The 14,136-nt window shown below is 70.5% G+C and carries 11 protein-coding genes; 1 reads left to right on the top strand and 10 read right to left on the bottom strand.

The annotated features are described in order from the left end of the window. Positions 1-148 precede the first annotated feature (148 nt). On the bottom strand, positions 149-448 hold the full coding sequence (locus P2Q00_RS49740) for a hypothetical protein (RefSeq protein WP_275781677.1): 300 nt from the start codon (positions 446-448) through the stop codon (positions 149-151). Positions 449-756: 308 nt separating this feature from the next. Here P2Q00_RS49740 and P2Q00_RS49735 point away from each other — a divergent pair, with 308 nt between their 5' ends. Further along, positions 757-1,671 carry a LuxR C-terminal-related transcriptional regulator gene (locus P2Q00_RS49735; RefSeq protein WP_338059423.1) on the top strand — a complete coding sequence of 305 codons (915 nt, stop codon included), beginning with the start codon at positions 757-759 and terminating at the stop codon, positions 1,669-1,671. Here P2Q00_RS49735 and P2Q00_RS49730 read toward each other — a convergent pair. From P2Q00_RS49730 to yczR, 9 genes are all read right to left on the bottom strand, one after another. Continuing rightward, positions 1,668-2,255, bottom strand: a complete 588-nt coding sequence (locus P2Q00_RS49730; RefSeq protein WP_275781674.1) for an LOG family protein — start codon at positions 2,253-2,255, stop codon at positions 1,668-1,670. The two genes, P2Q00_RS49735 and P2Q00_RS49730, sit on opposite strands and share 4 nt — an antisense overlap. Then, complete coding sequence (locus P2Q00_RS49725) at positions 2,239-2,910, bottom strand: cysteine dioxygenase family protein (protein WP_275781673.1); 672 nt, start codon at positions 2,908-2,910, stop codon at positions 2,239-2,241. Before P2Q00_RS49725 ends, P2Q00_RS49730 begins: the two co-directional genes overlap by 17 nt. Before the next feature lie 52 nt (positions 2,911-2,962). Further along, positions 2,963-4,903, bottom strand: a complete 1,941-nt coding sequence (locus P2Q00_RS49720; protein ID WP_275781672.1) for a S9 family peptidase — start codon at positions 4,901-4,903, stop codon at positions 2,963-2,965. Positions 4,904-5,036: 133 nt separating this feature from the next. Then, positions 5,037-6,332, bottom strand: a complete 1,296-nt coding sequence (locus tag P2Q00_RS49715; RefSeq protein ID WP_275781670.1) for a tetratricopeptide repeat protein — start codon at positions 6,330-6,332, stop codon at positions 5,037-5,039. Between the two features lie 28 nt (positions 6,333-6,360). After that, positions 6,361-8,319, bottom strand: coding sequence for a M13-type metalloendopeptidase (locus tag P2Q00_RS49710; protein WP_275781668.1), 1,959 nt, complete (start codon positions 8,317-8,319; stop codon positions 6,361-6,363). Then, positions 8,316-9,617 (bottom strand): MFS transporter, encoded by a 1,302-nt coding sequence (locus P2Q00_RS49705; RefSeq protein WP_275781667.1) that lies wholly within the window; start codon positions 9,615-9,617, stop codon positions 8,316-8,318. Before P2Q00_RS49705 ends, P2Q00_RS49710 begins: the two co-directional genes overlap by 4 nt. 17 nt (positions 9,618-9,634) lie before the next feature. Then, on the bottom strand, positions 9,635-10,867 hold the full coding sequence (locus tag P2Q00_RS49700) for a cupin domain-containing protein (protein ID WP_275781666.1): 1,233 nt from the start codon (positions 10,865-10,867) through the stop codon (positions 9,635-9,637). Positions 10,868-10,915: 48 nt separating this feature from the next. Beyond that, on the bottom strand, positions 10,916-12,106 hold the full coding sequence (locus P2Q00_RS49695) for a cupin domain-containing protein (RefSeq protein WP_275781664.1): 1,191 nt from the start codon (positions 12,104-12,106) through the stop codon (positions 10,916-10,918). A gap of 490 nt (positions 12,107-12,596) precedes the next feature. Further along, complete coding sequence (gene yczR / locus P2Q00_RS49690; protein WP_275781663.1) at positions 12,597-14,105, bottom strand: MocR-like transcription factor YczR; 1,509 nt, start codon at positions 14,103-14,105, stop codon at positions 12,597-12,599. Between the last annotated feature and the right edge of the window lie 31 nt (positions 14,106-14,136).

Here is a 14,136-nt window from a genome sequence, read left to right as displayed (position 1 = left end):
CTGCGGACCGTCATCATCTTTCCCCCTCGTTCCGGAGTGTTCCGACGAGAGAGAGACTGTCCTGCCCCCCGGCACCCGCAAAAGAGGATTCCGGCAGGTCAAACCGTCCATGGCCTACTTGGGCCACACGCCTACTCGGACCACCGACCTACTTGGACCACGGAGGTTCCGGCATCAGCGGGACCTCCACGCGCAGCGGAACCCAGCGCCCCAGGCGCCGGTCGGTGCCGCTGGCGCGCCACCAGATGTCCTCGGCCAGGCTTTCCGCCTCATCCAGGGTCGCCGCCCGGACATAGACGCCGATCACCGGGCGAGGGGTGCTCGCCAGATGTGCGACGGCGTGCTCGAGCCCCACCTCCAGCCCGGCGGACATCATGACGGTGGCGGTGTCGTCCGGCAGGCTCTCGCCTGCGGCAAGCGGCCGCAGATGAATGTGGACGAGATACATGGCGGATCCTCAGCGGTCGTGTGGGGGTGCGGGTAGTGGCGGAACCGCCTGCACCAGGACTCTTCCTGGCGGCGGAAGTCGAATTCCGTGACTCGGAATGAACTGCGGGATGTGTGCCATCGTCAAGAAGAAGTCTGCCCACCCCCGTTACCGCGGCGGGCTGGCTACACTGCCGTTTCACTGATGCGCGTTTCCAGCCAGGGGGAAGTGGAGATCACCGCATGCTCGATCAGCTTGGCCTGAATTCGGCGGCCGAATCCGTATACCGGGATTTGCTTGCGTCGCCGGACAATTCCGGAGTAGCCGAAATGGCCACCCGGTTGGCGTTGTCCGAGCAAGAGGTACGTGAAGCGCTCAGCCAGCTCAGCGAACTTGCCCTGATACGTGTCTCCACCGAGGACCCCACCCAGAGACACGCGGTCGCCCCGCACATCGCGATGGAGATCCTGCTCGCCCGGCAGCAGGCGGAGATCGCCGCACAGCAGCGGCGGATCGAGGAGAGCCGGGCCGCCGCGGCCCGGCTGATCTCGGAGTTCGCCCATCATCGTGCGGACGCGGCCGAAGCCGGCGTGCAGTACCTCACCGGTCTGGAGTCCATACGCGACTACCTGCTCGCGCTCAACAACCAGGTGCAGGAGGAGTTTCTGACCTTCGCGCCCGGCGGCCCGCAGACACCGACCAACATGAGGGCTTCCCGGCCGCTCAACCAGAAGCTGCTCGAGCGCGGCGTCCGGATGCGGACCGTCTACCTGTGCAGCATCCGCAACGATTCGGCGACCGTGGCCCACGCGGAGTGGCTGACGGAGCGCGGTGCCCAGGTGCGCGTCGCGCCCTCGCTGCCCAACCGGATGATCATCTGCGACCGAAGGGTTGCGCTCGTGGCCGCCGACAGCGGCAACACCTCCGGGGGCGCGGTGGTGCTCAGCACGCCTGGCATGATCGCCGCGCTCTGCGCCCTTTTCGAAAGCACATGGAATTCCGCCGAGCCGCTGCTCTCGGACCCTGCGCAGCAGCAGAACGGCCTGACGCCCCAGCAGGTCGAGGTGCTGCGCCTGCTGGGGGAGGGCCGCACGGACGAGTCGATCGCCCGCAGCCTCGGCGTCTCGCCCCGTACGGCACGGCGCATCGCCAACACGCTGATGGCCCATCTGGACGCCCGAAGCCGCTTCCAGGCCGGGGTGCGCGCAGTGCAGTACGGTCATTTGCTGGCAACCCCCGACTAGGCCGTTGCAGGAACGGTCAGCGGATGTCCGGTTCCCAGCCGGTCCATGGCCTCCTCGGCATCCTGCGCGACCTGGATGACCCTTCGCTCCTCGGCCCGGAGGAACCCCTCCTCGACCAGGTGGTCCAGCATGCGCAGCATCGGGTCGAAGAAGCCCCGGTGATTGACCACGACGATCGGCTTGCGCATGATCGACAGCTGGTTCCAGGTCGCGACCTCCATCAGCTCGTCGAGCGTTCCGAAACCGCCGGGCAGCACGGCGAACCCGTTGGACAGCCGGTACATGAGCGCTTTGCGTTCGTGCATGGAGCGTACGACGAAGACCGTGCCCGGCGCGTTGTCGGTGCGCTCACGCTCGTGCAGGAGACGGGGGATCACCCCGGTGACGCCGCCGCCCGCCGCCAGTACGGCGTGGGCCACCGAGCCCATCACGCCCACGCCGCCCGCGCCGTACACCAGGTCCAGGCCGCGGCGGGCCAGTGCGGTGCCGAACTCCTCGGCCAGCAGCAGATGTTCCGGGTGCGTGCCGGGGCGGGCGCCGCAGAAGACGGCTATCTTCTTGCTTTTCTCAATGACAGGAAGCATTGAAATCCTCAGGGGTCGGGTCACTCCGGTCGGAGGAGTGGCAGGGCAGAACCGGCAGGGTGTACTTCCGGCGCACGCTGGAACCGAGCCTTGCGATGTCCGCCCCGTACACATGGAGCGAGACGGTCCGGCCCGGAGCTGCACACCGGACGTCGTGGATGTCGCCCGGCGGGGCGAGGAACGACACCGCTCCGACCCCGTTCGTCGAGGTGCCCGTGGCGACGAGATACGGCTCCTTCGCGTCGCGCACCAGCCGATAGACGGTCTCCCTCTCGGCCCCTTGGTGGATGCCGGACACAGCCCACGCGACGTGGTCGTGAATCGGGGTGCACTGTCCCGGCAGCCAGACGAGCGCGACGACGGAGAACGAGCCGCCGGGCTCGGCATGCAGGATGTGCTGCCGGTAGGCGTGCGCGTCGGCCGCCTGCTGGGACGGCGTGAGGAGGTCGGCACGCCCCAGATGCGGGGCGAGTACGGCCGCCACCCGCTCCCCGGCCTGCTCCGGCGTGACCTCGCGCCTTGCTCCCAGTGCGGCGCGGATCTCATCGATCAGCCGGCCGAGGCGGGCGGTGCGGTCCGGATGGGCCACGGCGCCTTCCCGTACGGGAGCGCCTTGGCTTCCGGGCGCGGTGAGTACGGCAACCGATGGGCTCATGGTCCCTCCAGGACAGGTCGGTCGGGAATGCGTACAGCAGGGCGGCGCGGTGCTAGATGAGGTGGCGGCTCCACCATTCGAGGATTGCGTCGAACCTGGCGATGCGGTGGCTGGGCAGTCCGGAGCGGGACATGTCGTGGCCTTCGCCGGGGAAGAGGAGGAGTTCTACGGGGATGTTGCGGGTTTTGAGGGCGACGAAGAGTCGTTGTGCCTGTTCGAGGGGGCAGTGGCGGTCTTCTTCGGACTGGATGATGAGCATGGGGAGTTGGATGTTGTCGGCGTAGGTGAGGGGGCTTTTTGCTGCCCATTGGGTGGGGTCGGTGCCGTAGAGGGCGATGGCGACGTTGATGCCGTCGTCGCTGGAGGCGGCGTAGCTGTCGACGGCGTAGAGGCCGCGTTCGCCGATGGCTGCGCGGAAGCGGTTGCCGTGGTGGGCGGCGAGCCAGGCGGACATGTAGCCGCCGAAGGAGCCGCCCATGACGCCGACGCGGTCGGCGTCGAGGTCGGGGGACTCCAGGGCCTTGTCCAGCAGGGCCAGCAGATCCGGAGCGGTCCTGCGGGCCAGGTCGTCGGCTATGTACCGGGCGTGGTCGTGTCCGTAGCCGGAGGTGCCGCGCGGGTTGCCCAGCACCACTGCGTAGCCGGCGCTCGCGTACACCTGCGCCTCGTCGAAGGCGGCCGGCCCGTTGAGGGTGTAGCCCCACTGGGTGTGCGGGCCGCCCTTGATCTGGAGCAGCACCGGGTGCGGGCCCTCGCCCTGCGGGCGGATGATCCAGCCCTGCAGCTGGTGGCCGTCCGGCGCGGTCGCGGTGAACTCCTCCACCGGCAGCAGGTCGGTCTGCTCGACCAGTCGCTGCCCGAAGGAGGTCAGTACGTGCTCCTCGCCGGCGCGCAGGCCGACCAGGTCACCGGCGCTGGTGGCGCTGGCGATGACGGCGGCCACGGTCAGGCCGTCCGGGCCGTCCACGGCGGTGTACCAGTTGACCTGGCGGACGCCGGTGATCAGGGGCTTCGGTGCGCCGCCGTCGTAGGGCACCAGGATCAGGTGGACCTCGCCGCGGTGGTCGGCGGCGAACAGGATGCCGTCGGCGACCGGGTGGATCGTCTGGCTGGCGAAGCTGAGGTGGAGGTCCTTGTCGGTGAGCCGGCGGGCGGGTGCCGAGCCGTCCAGCGGAATGGACCACAGGCCGTAACTCATCGAGGTGTACGGGTTGTTGTTCTCGTCCAGCGGCTCGGCGGCGAAGCAGACCGTGGCGCCGTCGGGGGAGAAGCGGGGGCAGCCCAGGAGCAGTCCGCCGTCGGTGAGGGAGCGCAGTCCGGTGCCGTCGGGGGCGCACACCCACAGGTCGTTGCGGAGGTCGTCGCCGGCCTTTTCGTGACGGGCCGCGGTGAAGGTCAGCAGCTGTCCGTCGGGGCTCCAGGAGACGTCCGAGTGGTCGTAATTCCCCTCGGTCACCTGGGTGGTCGCGGTCGCCGGGTCCTCGGCGAAGGGGTCGGTGACGAAGATGTGCCGCGGCCGGTCGATGGTGTAGCCGAACCCGTCGGCGCAGTAGCGGAGTTTGGTGATGCGGCGGGGTGCTTCGCTCTGCGGTGCGCCGCGGTAGCGGCCGGGCTCGGGTACGCGTGCGGTGTGGGCGAGGAGTTTGGAGTCCGGGCTCCACACGGGCTGGCCGGCGCCGATGGGGTGGTTGGTGACCGGGCGGGCCTCGCCGCCGTCCATGGGCAGTATGTGCAGTTGGGCGCGGCCGCCGGGTACGGGGCGCAGGAAGGCGAGGTGGCGGCCGTCGGGGGAGAAGGCGGGCGCGGCGTCGTGCGGCCCGCGGGTCAGCAGCCGGGCCGGAGTGCTGCCGTCGGTCTCGGCCAGCCACAGTTCGGAGATGTATCCCTCGGTGGCGAGGTCGGGCCGGGTGGCGACGACGGCCGCGTACCGGCCGTCACCCGAGAGCGTGGGACGTCCGAGGACGGGGAGGAGATCAATGTCCGTGGGCTTCATACCGAGAAATTTATTTCTGCAGCATTCCATTGGTCAACGCCATTCAAATTGAACAGGAATTTGAACGACAATGGCGCCAGGAAAGGTCCTGGCGCCATTGTTGAACATTCCGGGAATACTCCGGAGGGAAAGATCAGCAGGCCTTTTCGAGTCGTCGTTCGACCGCTCCGGCCTCATTCAGGCGCTGCTGGCTCCGGTACAGGCCGAGCGCCTGTGCCCACGCCTCACGGGCCTCGTCGAACCGCCCGACCGCCGCGTAGCTGTCGCCCAGCCGGTCCAGAGCTCCCGCCTCCTGATACGTGTTGCCGAGCTCCCGGCACAGATCGAGCGCGGCCCGGTAGCTGTCCAGCGCCTCGTCGTGCCGGCCGGCCCGCTGCGCGAGCAGGCCCAGGCTGTCGAGCGCGGCCGCCTCCCCGCCGCGGTAGCCGTACCGGCGGGCGATGTCGAGGGCGCGGACGCAGTACTCTCCGGCCTGTTCGAGGTCGCCGAGCCGGGTGTGGTACCAGCCCGCCGCGTTCAGCGCATCGGCCTCGGCGCCCCACTCGGCCGCACGCCTGAACAGGCTCGCCGCGCACACCGCATGGCCGAGCGCCTCCCCGTCCCGCCCGGCCGTCTCCTCGACCCAGGCGAAGATGTAGTGCGCCCAGGCCTGCGGGCCGGGTTCGCCGTACCGCTCGGCGATCCGGACCGCCCGGCCCAGCTGGGCGACCGCCGCAGCGTGCCGGCCGGCGCGGCTGGCCGCCTGCCCCGCGAAACGGTGGGCGGTGATCTGCGCCTCGGGGTCGCCCAAGGCGTGTGTGGAACGCACCGCATCCGCCCACTGCGCCAGCTGCTGCGCGGTGTGCCCGCGCCGCACGTAGTGCCCGTTGAGGCACTGCGCGAGCTGGAACACCACCAGGTGCCGGCTGGTTTCCCGGGCGAGTTCGCGGACGGCGACCAGACAGGCGTGCTCCGTGTCCAGCCACTGCAACGCCGCTTCCCGGGAGTCCGGTTCCTCGGGCACACAGCCCGCGCCCGCCGGAGCGAGGGGCAGCTCGGGATGGTGGGGGGCGATGAGCCGGTCCGCCCGGTGGGCGCTGTGCAGATAGTGGTCGATCAGCCGGCGTCGCGCCGCGCCGTCGCCGCAGCCGGCCACGGCCCGGTGCGGGACGTCGCGCCGGGCGCGGAACCGGCCCGGTGCAGTCCGCTCGCACAGCCCGTCGGCCACGAAGCGGTCCAGCAGCGCGGCGGTACGGCCGGTGTCGAGGGCCAGCAGCGAGGCGGCCGCGGGCACGGCGATGTCCGGCCCCGGGGCGAGGTGCAGCAGATGGAACGCATGGTGATAGGCGTGGTTGGTCGGCTCGTACCCGGTCGGGGTCCCGCCGGCCGTCGGGGTGATGTCCCGGGAGGCGTTCTGCCTCGCAGGGGCGGTCGTGTGTGCAGCGGCCATGGTCTGCCTCCTCGTCGGCCGTGCCGGGTCACAGCAGCGTGAAACGGGCTGCCGCCGGAATGGACATGGGGTCGTTCTCGGACACGTCGAAAGCGCGGTGGAAGGCCGGGATGTGGCCGAGACTTCCGTTGCAGCGGAACTGCGGCGGCGCGTGCCGGTCGCCCGCGAGCCGCTCCCGCATGCGCCCCGGGGTGCGCTTGGCCCGCCACATCGAGGCCCACAGGACGAAGAACCGCCGGTTCTCGGCGGCCTGTTCGGCATCGGTCCTGCCGGTTGCGGCCAGGTGCGCGGTGAACGCGGCGTGCGCGACGGTGAGTCCGGTGATGTCGGCGATGTTCTCGCCCACCGTCCGGGCGCCGCTGACATGCTGTCCGTCCAGGCCCTCGGGGACGTAGCGGTCGTACTGCTCCACGAGCAGCGCGGTGCGGCGCGTGTACTCGGCGCGGTCGGCCTCGGACCACCACTCGCGCAGCCGGCCCTCGCCGTCGTAGCGGGAGCCGCGGCTGTCGAAGGCGTGGGACATCTCATGGCAGACGATCGAACCGAGCAGGGCGAAGTTCCGCGTCATGTCGCCGCCCGCGTCGAACAGGGGCGGCTGCAGCAGCGCGGCGGGGACGACCACCTGGTTGAGCCCGTGCCGGTAGTAGGCGGTGACCGCCTGCGGTGGGACCTTCCACTCCGTGCGGTCGACGGGCCCGCCCAGCCTGCGCAGCTGGCGGACGAAGCGGCGGGTCCGGCCGCGGCGTACGTTGCCCAGCAGGTCGGCGGGGTCGGTGTGCAGCTCTTCGTGGACCGCGTCGTCCTGCGGGTGGCCGAGTTCGAAGTGCATGGCGTCGAGCTTGGCCAGTGCCGAAGCGCGGGTGCTGTCGGCCATCCAGCCGGCCTGCTCCAGGCAGCCCCGGTACGCCCGTACGAGCTCGTCCACCAGGTCCTCGGCGGCCTTGCGGGTGCCGGGTTCCAGGTGCTCCTTGAGATAGTGCGCGCCCACCTCGTCGCCGAGCACGGTCTGGACGAAGGAGGTCGCCCGCATCCAGCGGGGCCGGGGCCGGCGGGATCCGGTCAGCACCTGCCCGTAGAAGCGGAAGTTCTCGGTGAACATCGCGGCGGTGCCGAACGGGGCGGCCTCGTGGACCTGCAGCCAGATCAGCCAGAGCTTCAGGTCCTCCAGGTCCGTCGCCGTCCACCACGCCTCCAGGGCGGCGCGGAACGGCCCCGGGCGGACCTGGACAACGGCGTCCGCCGGGATGTCGCCGAGCCCTTCCAGCCAGGCCCCCCAGGGGAAGTCGCCCTCGTCGGCGGCGAGTTCGGCCGCCGTGCAGACATGGGCCTCCGCCTTGATTCGGCCTGACGCGTCCGGCGGCGTGTGGGCGGCGGCCAGCGCGGTCTCCACCCGCAACGCAGCATCCGCCGCGTGCCCCGGATCCGGCTGCCCGGCCAGCTCCAGCATGCGCCGCAGATGCTCGGCGTACTGCTCGCGCAGCGGCGCGCCTGCGGCGTCCAGATAGGCAGCCACCCCACCGGACAGGGCGAGGCCGGACTGGGTGACGGTGAGCAGGTAGCCGCGGGTGCCCGCGGTGTCGGTCGCGACGGTCGCCTCGACGGGCCCGCCGACGCCCTCGCGCTGCAGCCGGCCCATCAGCCGGGCCAGCTCCGCACGGTCGGCGACCGCGCGGATCGTGCCGAGCAGAGCGGCGAGATCGGCCGGGCCGCGCTCCTCGATGCCGGCCTCGTCCATGAAGCTCGCGTACAGGTCGGCGATCTGCCGGCCGGGGCCGCCCGGTGCGGCGGGGCTCGGGGCGTCGCGGATCACGGCGACGACATCGTCCTGCACCTTCTCGGCCAGCAAGGAGAGCATCGTCGCCTCGGCCCGGTGCTCGGGCAGCACGAAGGCGTCCGCCCAACGGCCGTTGACGTGGCCGTAGAAGTCGTCCTGCGGCCTGATCGCCGGGTCGGTGTCGACGTCGTACGCCGTGTCCGCGTCGCTCATCGTGCTGCTGCCGTGTCCGCGGCGGTTTCCGGAGCGGTCTCGGTCACCGGAGCGGCCTCGGTCGCGGGAGCGGCACTGTCGGCCGTCCGCAGCACGGCGCGGTGGAAGACCAGCACGGCGAGCAGCGCACAGCCGCCCGCCACCAGGAAGGCGTACCGCGGCTCCATGAAGCCGAGGATCACACCGCCCATCAGATATCCCACGGCGGGACCGGTGTTGGAGACCGCGCCGAGCGCCGCGAACGCCCTGCCGCGGTGGGTGTCGGGCGTCCGGAGGTTGATGACGATGTGGGTGACCGTGGCCTGCGCGCCGTTGCCGAATCCACCGATCACATAGCAGGGCACGATCCACCAGGCACCCGGGGCCAGCCCCGTGCCCAGGATGCCCACCGCGATGCACAGGAACGACCCGATGAGGATCGCCTCGTGACTGACCCGCTTGATCCGGCGGACCAGCAGCGCACCGGGCACCAGACCGGCCATCCAGCAGGACATGATCAGTCCGTACGTCTCCTCGGACGCTCCGAAGGTGTCCCGTACGTAGAAGACGATGAGGACGTTGATGATGCTCGCCGCAGCCATCACCACACCGCTCATCACGAGTACGGAGCGCAGGAAGCGGTCCGAGGACACCCGGTAGGCGGGCTGGTCCGCCGTCTTCCCGCTGCCGCCGGCCGCCTTCGCGGGGCTCTTGCTGTGCAGCCGGGTGCGGATCACCAGGGCGCCGAGCACGACGATCCCGAAGGTCGCCGCGTCGAGCACCAGGGCGACGTTGACGCCGAAGCGGGCGGTGAGGAAGCCGGAGATGCCGGGGGCGACGACCATGCCCGTCATCGCGGTGGTCTGCGAGATCGCGGAGGCCCGGGGGACGTTCTCCTTGCCGACCATCGCCGAGGGCAGCCCGGCGAAGACCGGGTGGGTGAAGGCGAGCCCCGTGGAGAGCAGGACGGCGAGGGCGATCAGCAGGACCGGCGAGGTCGTCAGCGTCATCGCCAGGCACGCCAGGATCTGCAGCGAGGCGACCGTGACGATGAGTCGGCGGCTGTCGAACCGGTCGGCGACCGCTCCCGTGACGGGCGCGAGCAGGGCGGGCGGCACGGCGGCCGCGAGCAGCAGCGCCATGACCGCGTACGATCCGGCGCCGTTCGCCTGCAGCAGCAGGGTCAGAGCGGTGGCGGCCGCGATGTCACCGGCGAAGGACAGCCCGCGCAGCCCGGCCAGGACATAGACGTCCCGCCAGGCCGGCGCGGGCGCCGACGTACTCGTGGCCGCTGGGGCCGCTTGTGTCGTGTCAGCCATGGTGATGGCTCAGCTCCTCATGTGGTGGCGGTTTCCAGCACCCCGAGACGGGTGAGCCCCTGGGCTGCGTGCACGGACCGGGCTTCGGACACACCCGGGAAGAAGTGGGCCGCCGGGACCACGCCGCCGCTCTCCAGCCCGCGCAACGCGTCGGCGACGGCATCCGGGACGGCGAGCCGGTGGCCGTTGACGAGCAGTCCGCTCTTCGTGCCGTCGCTCGGACCGATCTCCACGGGCACGGCACTGCGGCGCAGCCGGGTGTCGGGAGTCAGGACGTCCGCGGAGGCGAGCCGTTCGAACTCGCGGGACCGGCCTGCGCCCGCGCGCCGGCGGCCGGCCGTGAGCAGCCGGTCGATCTCGGCGGCCGGATCGGCCCCCGCCAGCGCGTCGGAAAGCTCCCGCAGCTTCGCGCCGAGCACGGCGGCGCCGTCGCCTTCCGCGCTGTCGCCCAGGTGCGGGAAGCCGTCGAACTGCGCGTCCTGCAGCAGGTGTTGCACCGTTTCGCCCACAAGGTCGCGCCAGCGCCGCGGCTCGACGGTGACCGACAGATGCAGGGACACCTCGGCCTTCGCGGCCGCCGCGTGCGGGGTCCCGTACGGCAGGTACAGGACGTCGCCCGGACGCAGCGTCGTCTCGATGACGGGTGTGCCGAGGTCCTCGGGCCGGTGGGAGGCCTTCTCCGCGTGGCGTCCGGCGGGCGGCTCCCAGACCCGCCAGTCCTTGGTGCCCTCGATCTGGATGACATAGACGTCGACCGGATCGTGGTGCGGGGCGTAGCCGTCCTTGCCGGCGGGGGTCAGGAAGGCGACCACCTCGCTGGGGCAGGCGAAGGTCTCGGCGAAGACGTCCGCCAGATGCCGGGCGGACGGCAGGAAGTGGTTGAGCGCGTTCCAGGTGATGGTGCCGCCGGACCGGAACAGCTCGTAGACCTGCTCCGGGACGACCGCCTCGGTGAGCGCCGCGCCGCGGTCGGCGACGGTGCGGGTGTACGCCTTGCTCGGCACGCCGCGGCCGTCCTTGGCGACGCGCAGATACGAGGGTGGTACGGCTTCCATGGCGACGATGTCGTCGAGTTGCCGCACCGACACGAGGCTACGGGTCCTGCCTTCGAGCGCACCCCTGTGCAGCAGCGGCTTCCTGTTGAAGTGCTCCGAGAAGAACACTTCGGCGTCGCCGACAAGGTCCTCGAAGCTGTGGGTGGTCGTGGAGGTGTCCACGCTCTTCGCCTCCAGCAGACGTGATGCTGACATCCGTTGCTCCCGTAGCTCTCGTGTCGGTGCTGTCCGCGCCGGCCGCGGTCAGTGCGCCCCGGTCACCTCGAGGACGCCGAGCCGGGTCAGCCCCTGGGCGGCCTTCGTCGCGCGTTCGGCGGGAACGCCCGGGAAGACCTCACCCGCGGGGACCGGCTCGCCGTCTGCGAGGCCCGCGAGCCGCTCGGCCACCGGGGCCGGCACGGCGATCTTGTGACCGTTGACGGTCATCTGGGTACGGCCGCCCTCGTTCGCGCCGAACTCCACGGGCGCTGCGGTACGGCGCAGCAGCACGTCCGGGGTGAGGCCGTCCGTCTCGGCGATGGTCTGGAACGTGGTGCCGTGCGAGGAGCCCGGCATGGTGCGGCCCAGATCGGCCAGGCGGTCCAACTCGTTGCCGGCGTCCAGGGAGTCCATACGGGCGGCGAGCGAGGTGATCTTCTGCCGGAACAGCGACTCCACGTCGGAGCTCCGCAGGGCCCCGATGTGGGGGTACTCGTTGAACTCCGGGGCGGAAGCGACCTGTTCGAAGGTCTCCCGCAGCAGGTCCTTCCACATACGGGGGCGCATCATGATCGACAGATGCAGCGACACCTGGTCCTCGGCGGCGGCCGCATGCGGGGTGTTGTACGGCAGATAGAGGACGTCGCCCGGCTCCAGCAGAACCTCGATGGACGGCTCGCCGAGCTCTTCGTCGGTGTAGGAGGCGTTGTCGCCGAGACGCTCGTCCGGCAGATCCCACAGCCTCCAGCGCTTCGTGCCCTCCAGCTGGACGATGAAGAGGTCGACCGGGTCGTGGTGCGGCAGGTAACCCCGCTTCTTGGTGGGCGTCATAAAACCGACGACATCGGTCCTGACGGCCATTTTGTCGCTGATGATCCGCGTGAAGTCGCGCAGTTCGGGAACGACTTGATTGAGCGAGCACCAGGTGACGGTGGCGCCGGCCCGGAAAAGCTCGTAGATCTTCTCCGGCACGACCGTGTCGGTAATATTGACGCCCTGGACGACGACGCTGCGCGTATAGCCCTTCTCAGGGACACCGGAACCGTTGTGGTTCACCTTGATGTAGGGCGGACGGACCACTTCGAGATGCAGCAGCTCGTCGAGCTTGCGGATGGAGAGGATGTCGCGCACATCCCCCGGCATGGCGGCCTTCCGCAGCAGCGGCTTCTTGTTGAAGTACTCGGCAAAGAAGACCTTTTCGTCCCCCACCAGGTCTTCGAACGTGTAGTTTTTCATCTTCATTCCTCCCGGTGCGCGTTGGCGTGGAACGAACAGCCGTCCGTTGTTGCGGCGGAGGGGCGGCGACCGCTTGATGCCGCCCCTCCGGCCGCGGCAGTAATTACTGGATGTTGACGTAGTACGACGTCGCCAGCAGCTCGGCAGAGGTCTCGATGAACTCGATGTCGTCGAACTCCACGGTGTTCTCCATGTTGCTCACTCCTCTTGTTTGTCTTTCAGTTCCCGCCGCTGCTTTCCGGCGGTGATGAAATATTCGCCCGGAGGGGCCTCGTGCGTCAATCGACGAAAAGCTGAACAAGGCTGCGGACCAGGCAAGTTGAACACTTCGTTGAAGCGGGCGGAGCGGTGGCCTCGGGAAATTCAGGGAAGAAATATGTGCAGCACCGAACTTGAACAGGTGCCCGCACACAAAGAAAAGGCGTCCAACTGCGGACGGACGCAGTTGGACGCGATGTGCGGGAGGCCGGCGCGAACCCGGCAGGAGGCCCTAGGCCACCCAGTCCCCGGGGGAGGGGGCCGCCCCCGAAACGGGCGCCGGATCGTCGGCCAGGATCGCCGCCAACCGCCGTACGGCCTCCCCGAGTACGGCGGGAGGCAGCGTGTACGGGATACGCAGCCGATGCTCGTAGAGCCCCGGTTCGTCGCCGAAGCGCGCACCTGATCCGATGCGCACGCCCTGCGCGAGGGCGCGTTCGGCGAGGGCGGAGGCGATGGGCCGCCCCAGATCCACCCACAGCGACAGACCGCCCGGCGGCAACTGCCAGGACCAGTGCGGCAGATGGCGCTCCAGCGCGGCGACGAGAACCTGGCGCCTGTGCCGTACCTGGTCGACCCGGTCGGCCAGCCAGCCGTCCCCGCGCTCCAGCAGCGACAGGGCGAGCAGTTGGTCCAGTACGGAGCCCGAGACGTCCACCGTCGCCCGCAGCTCGGCCAGTTCGGCGACCAGCCGGGGTGAGGCTCGCAGCCAGCCGACCCTCAGGCCGCCCCAGTAGCACTTGCTGAGGGAGCCGATGGAGATGACATGGTCGGCCCGGCCGTCGGCCCCGTAGGCGACGAACGGCGGTGGCGGCCCGGTGTCCAGGGCCACATCTGCAAGGGTCTCGTCCACGACCAGCCAGGTGCCGGGCCGACGGGTGGCGCCGAGCACCTCGGCACACTGCTCCGGCGGCATGAGACTGCCGGTGGGGTTGTGGAAGGCGGGGATGAGATACGCCAGCCGCGGCACCGTCTGGCGCAGCGCGGAGGCGAGTACCTCGCCGTCCCAGCCGTCCTCGGTGACCGGCACCGGGACGAGACGCAGCCGGGCGCGCCGGATCGCGTCCAGCGCGTTCGGGTACGACGGGCTCTCCGCGAGCACCCGGTCGCCCGGGCCGCACAGCAGCGAGAGGGTGAGGCTCAGCGCCTGTTGTGCGCCGGAGGTGACGAGGATCTGCTCAGGGTCGGTGGGCAGGCCGCGTGCCGTGTAGCGGGCGGCGACGGCGGCCCGCAGTTCGGGCAGCCCGTAGGAGTGGTAGCCAGGGGTGCGGGCCCGGTGCGGCAGCCGCAGGGCCGCCTCGGCGAGATCCCGGTTGAGAACGTCCTGGGGCATCGACAGCGCGGCCGTGGCGAGGTCGACGACGCTCTCGGGCGGCGGCAGCAGCGTTTCACCGTCCGGCGGGCGGGGCGAGCCGGCGCCCGGCTCCGATTCCGCTGCGGGAAGCGCCTCTTCGGGCAGTGCGGTCCAGGTGCCGGAGCCGCGCCGGCTGCGGGCGTACCCGCTCTTGCGCAGCAGTTCGTAGGCGGCGCTGATGGTGGTGCGGCTCAGCGCGAGCGCGGGCGCCAGCTCCCGTTCCGCGGGCAGCCGGGCGTCGACGGCGATCCTGCCGTCGAGGACGAGTGCGCGGACGGCCGCCGCGAGATTCCGGTAGGCGGGGCGTCCGGAGGTCATGTCACCCAGCAGCTCTCCGAGCCGCCCGGCCGAGATCGCCGCGCCTCGCACCTGCTGCGCCTGCCCCATCCCAGCGGCCCCTTCCCCGGCAACGCTGCCC

The sequence above is a fragment of the Streptomyces coacervatus genome, from assembly GCF_029223485.1.
GTDB lineage: Bacteria > Actinomycetota > Actinomycetes > Streptomycetales > Streptomycetaceae > Streptomyces > Streptomyces coacervatus.
This window is presented reverse-complemented; position numbering and strand designations above follow the sequence as displayed.

Bases quoted from the DNA above. Each gene is read 5' to 3' on its own strand.
- P2Q00_RS49715 (WP_275781670.1), bottom strand. From the start codon at position 6,332: ATGGCCGCTGCACACACGACCGCCCCTGCGAGGCAGAACGCCTCCCGG.
- P2Q00_RS49700 (WP_275781666.1), bottom strand. From the start codon at position 10,867: ATGTCAGCATCACGTCTGCTGGAGGCGAAGAGCGTGGACACCTCCACG.
- P2Q00_RS49730 (WP_275781674.1), bottom strand. From the start codon at position 2,255: ATGCTTCCTGTCATTGAGAAAAGCAAGAAGATAGCCGTCTTCTGCGGC.
- yczR (WP_275781663.1), bottom strand. From the start codon at position 14,105: ATGGGGCAGGCGCAGCAGGTGCGAGGCGCGGCGATCTCGGCCGGGCGG.
- P2Q00_RS49710 (WP_275781668.1), bottom strand. From the start codon at position 8,319: ATGAGCGACGCGGACACGGCGTACGACGTCGACACCGACCCGGCGATC.
- P2Q00_RS49725 (WP_275781673.1), bottom strand. From the start codon at position 2,910: ATGAGCCCATCGGTTGCCGTACTCACCGCGCCCGGAAGCCAAGGCGCT.
- P2Q00_RS49735 (WP_338059423.1), top strand. From the start codon at position 757: ATGGCCACCCGGTTGGCGTTGTCCGAGCAAGAGGTACGTGAAGCGCTC.
- P2Q00_RS49695 (WP_275781664.1), bottom strand. From the start codon at position 12,106: ATGAAAAACTACACGTTCGAAGACCTGGTGGGGGACGAAAAGGTCTTC.
- P2Q00_RS49705 (WP_275781667.1), bottom strand. From the start codon at position 9,617: ATGGCTGACACGACACAAGCGGCCCCAGCGGCCACGAGTACGTCGGCG.
- P2Q00_RS49720 (WP_275781672.1), bottom strand. From the start codon at position 4,903: ATGAAGCCCACGGACATTGATCTCCTCCCCGTCCTCGGACGTCCCACG.
- P2Q00_RS49740 (WP_275781677.1), bottom strand. From the start codon at position 448: ATGTATCTCGTCCACATTCATCTGCGGCCGCTTGCCGCAGGCGAGAGC.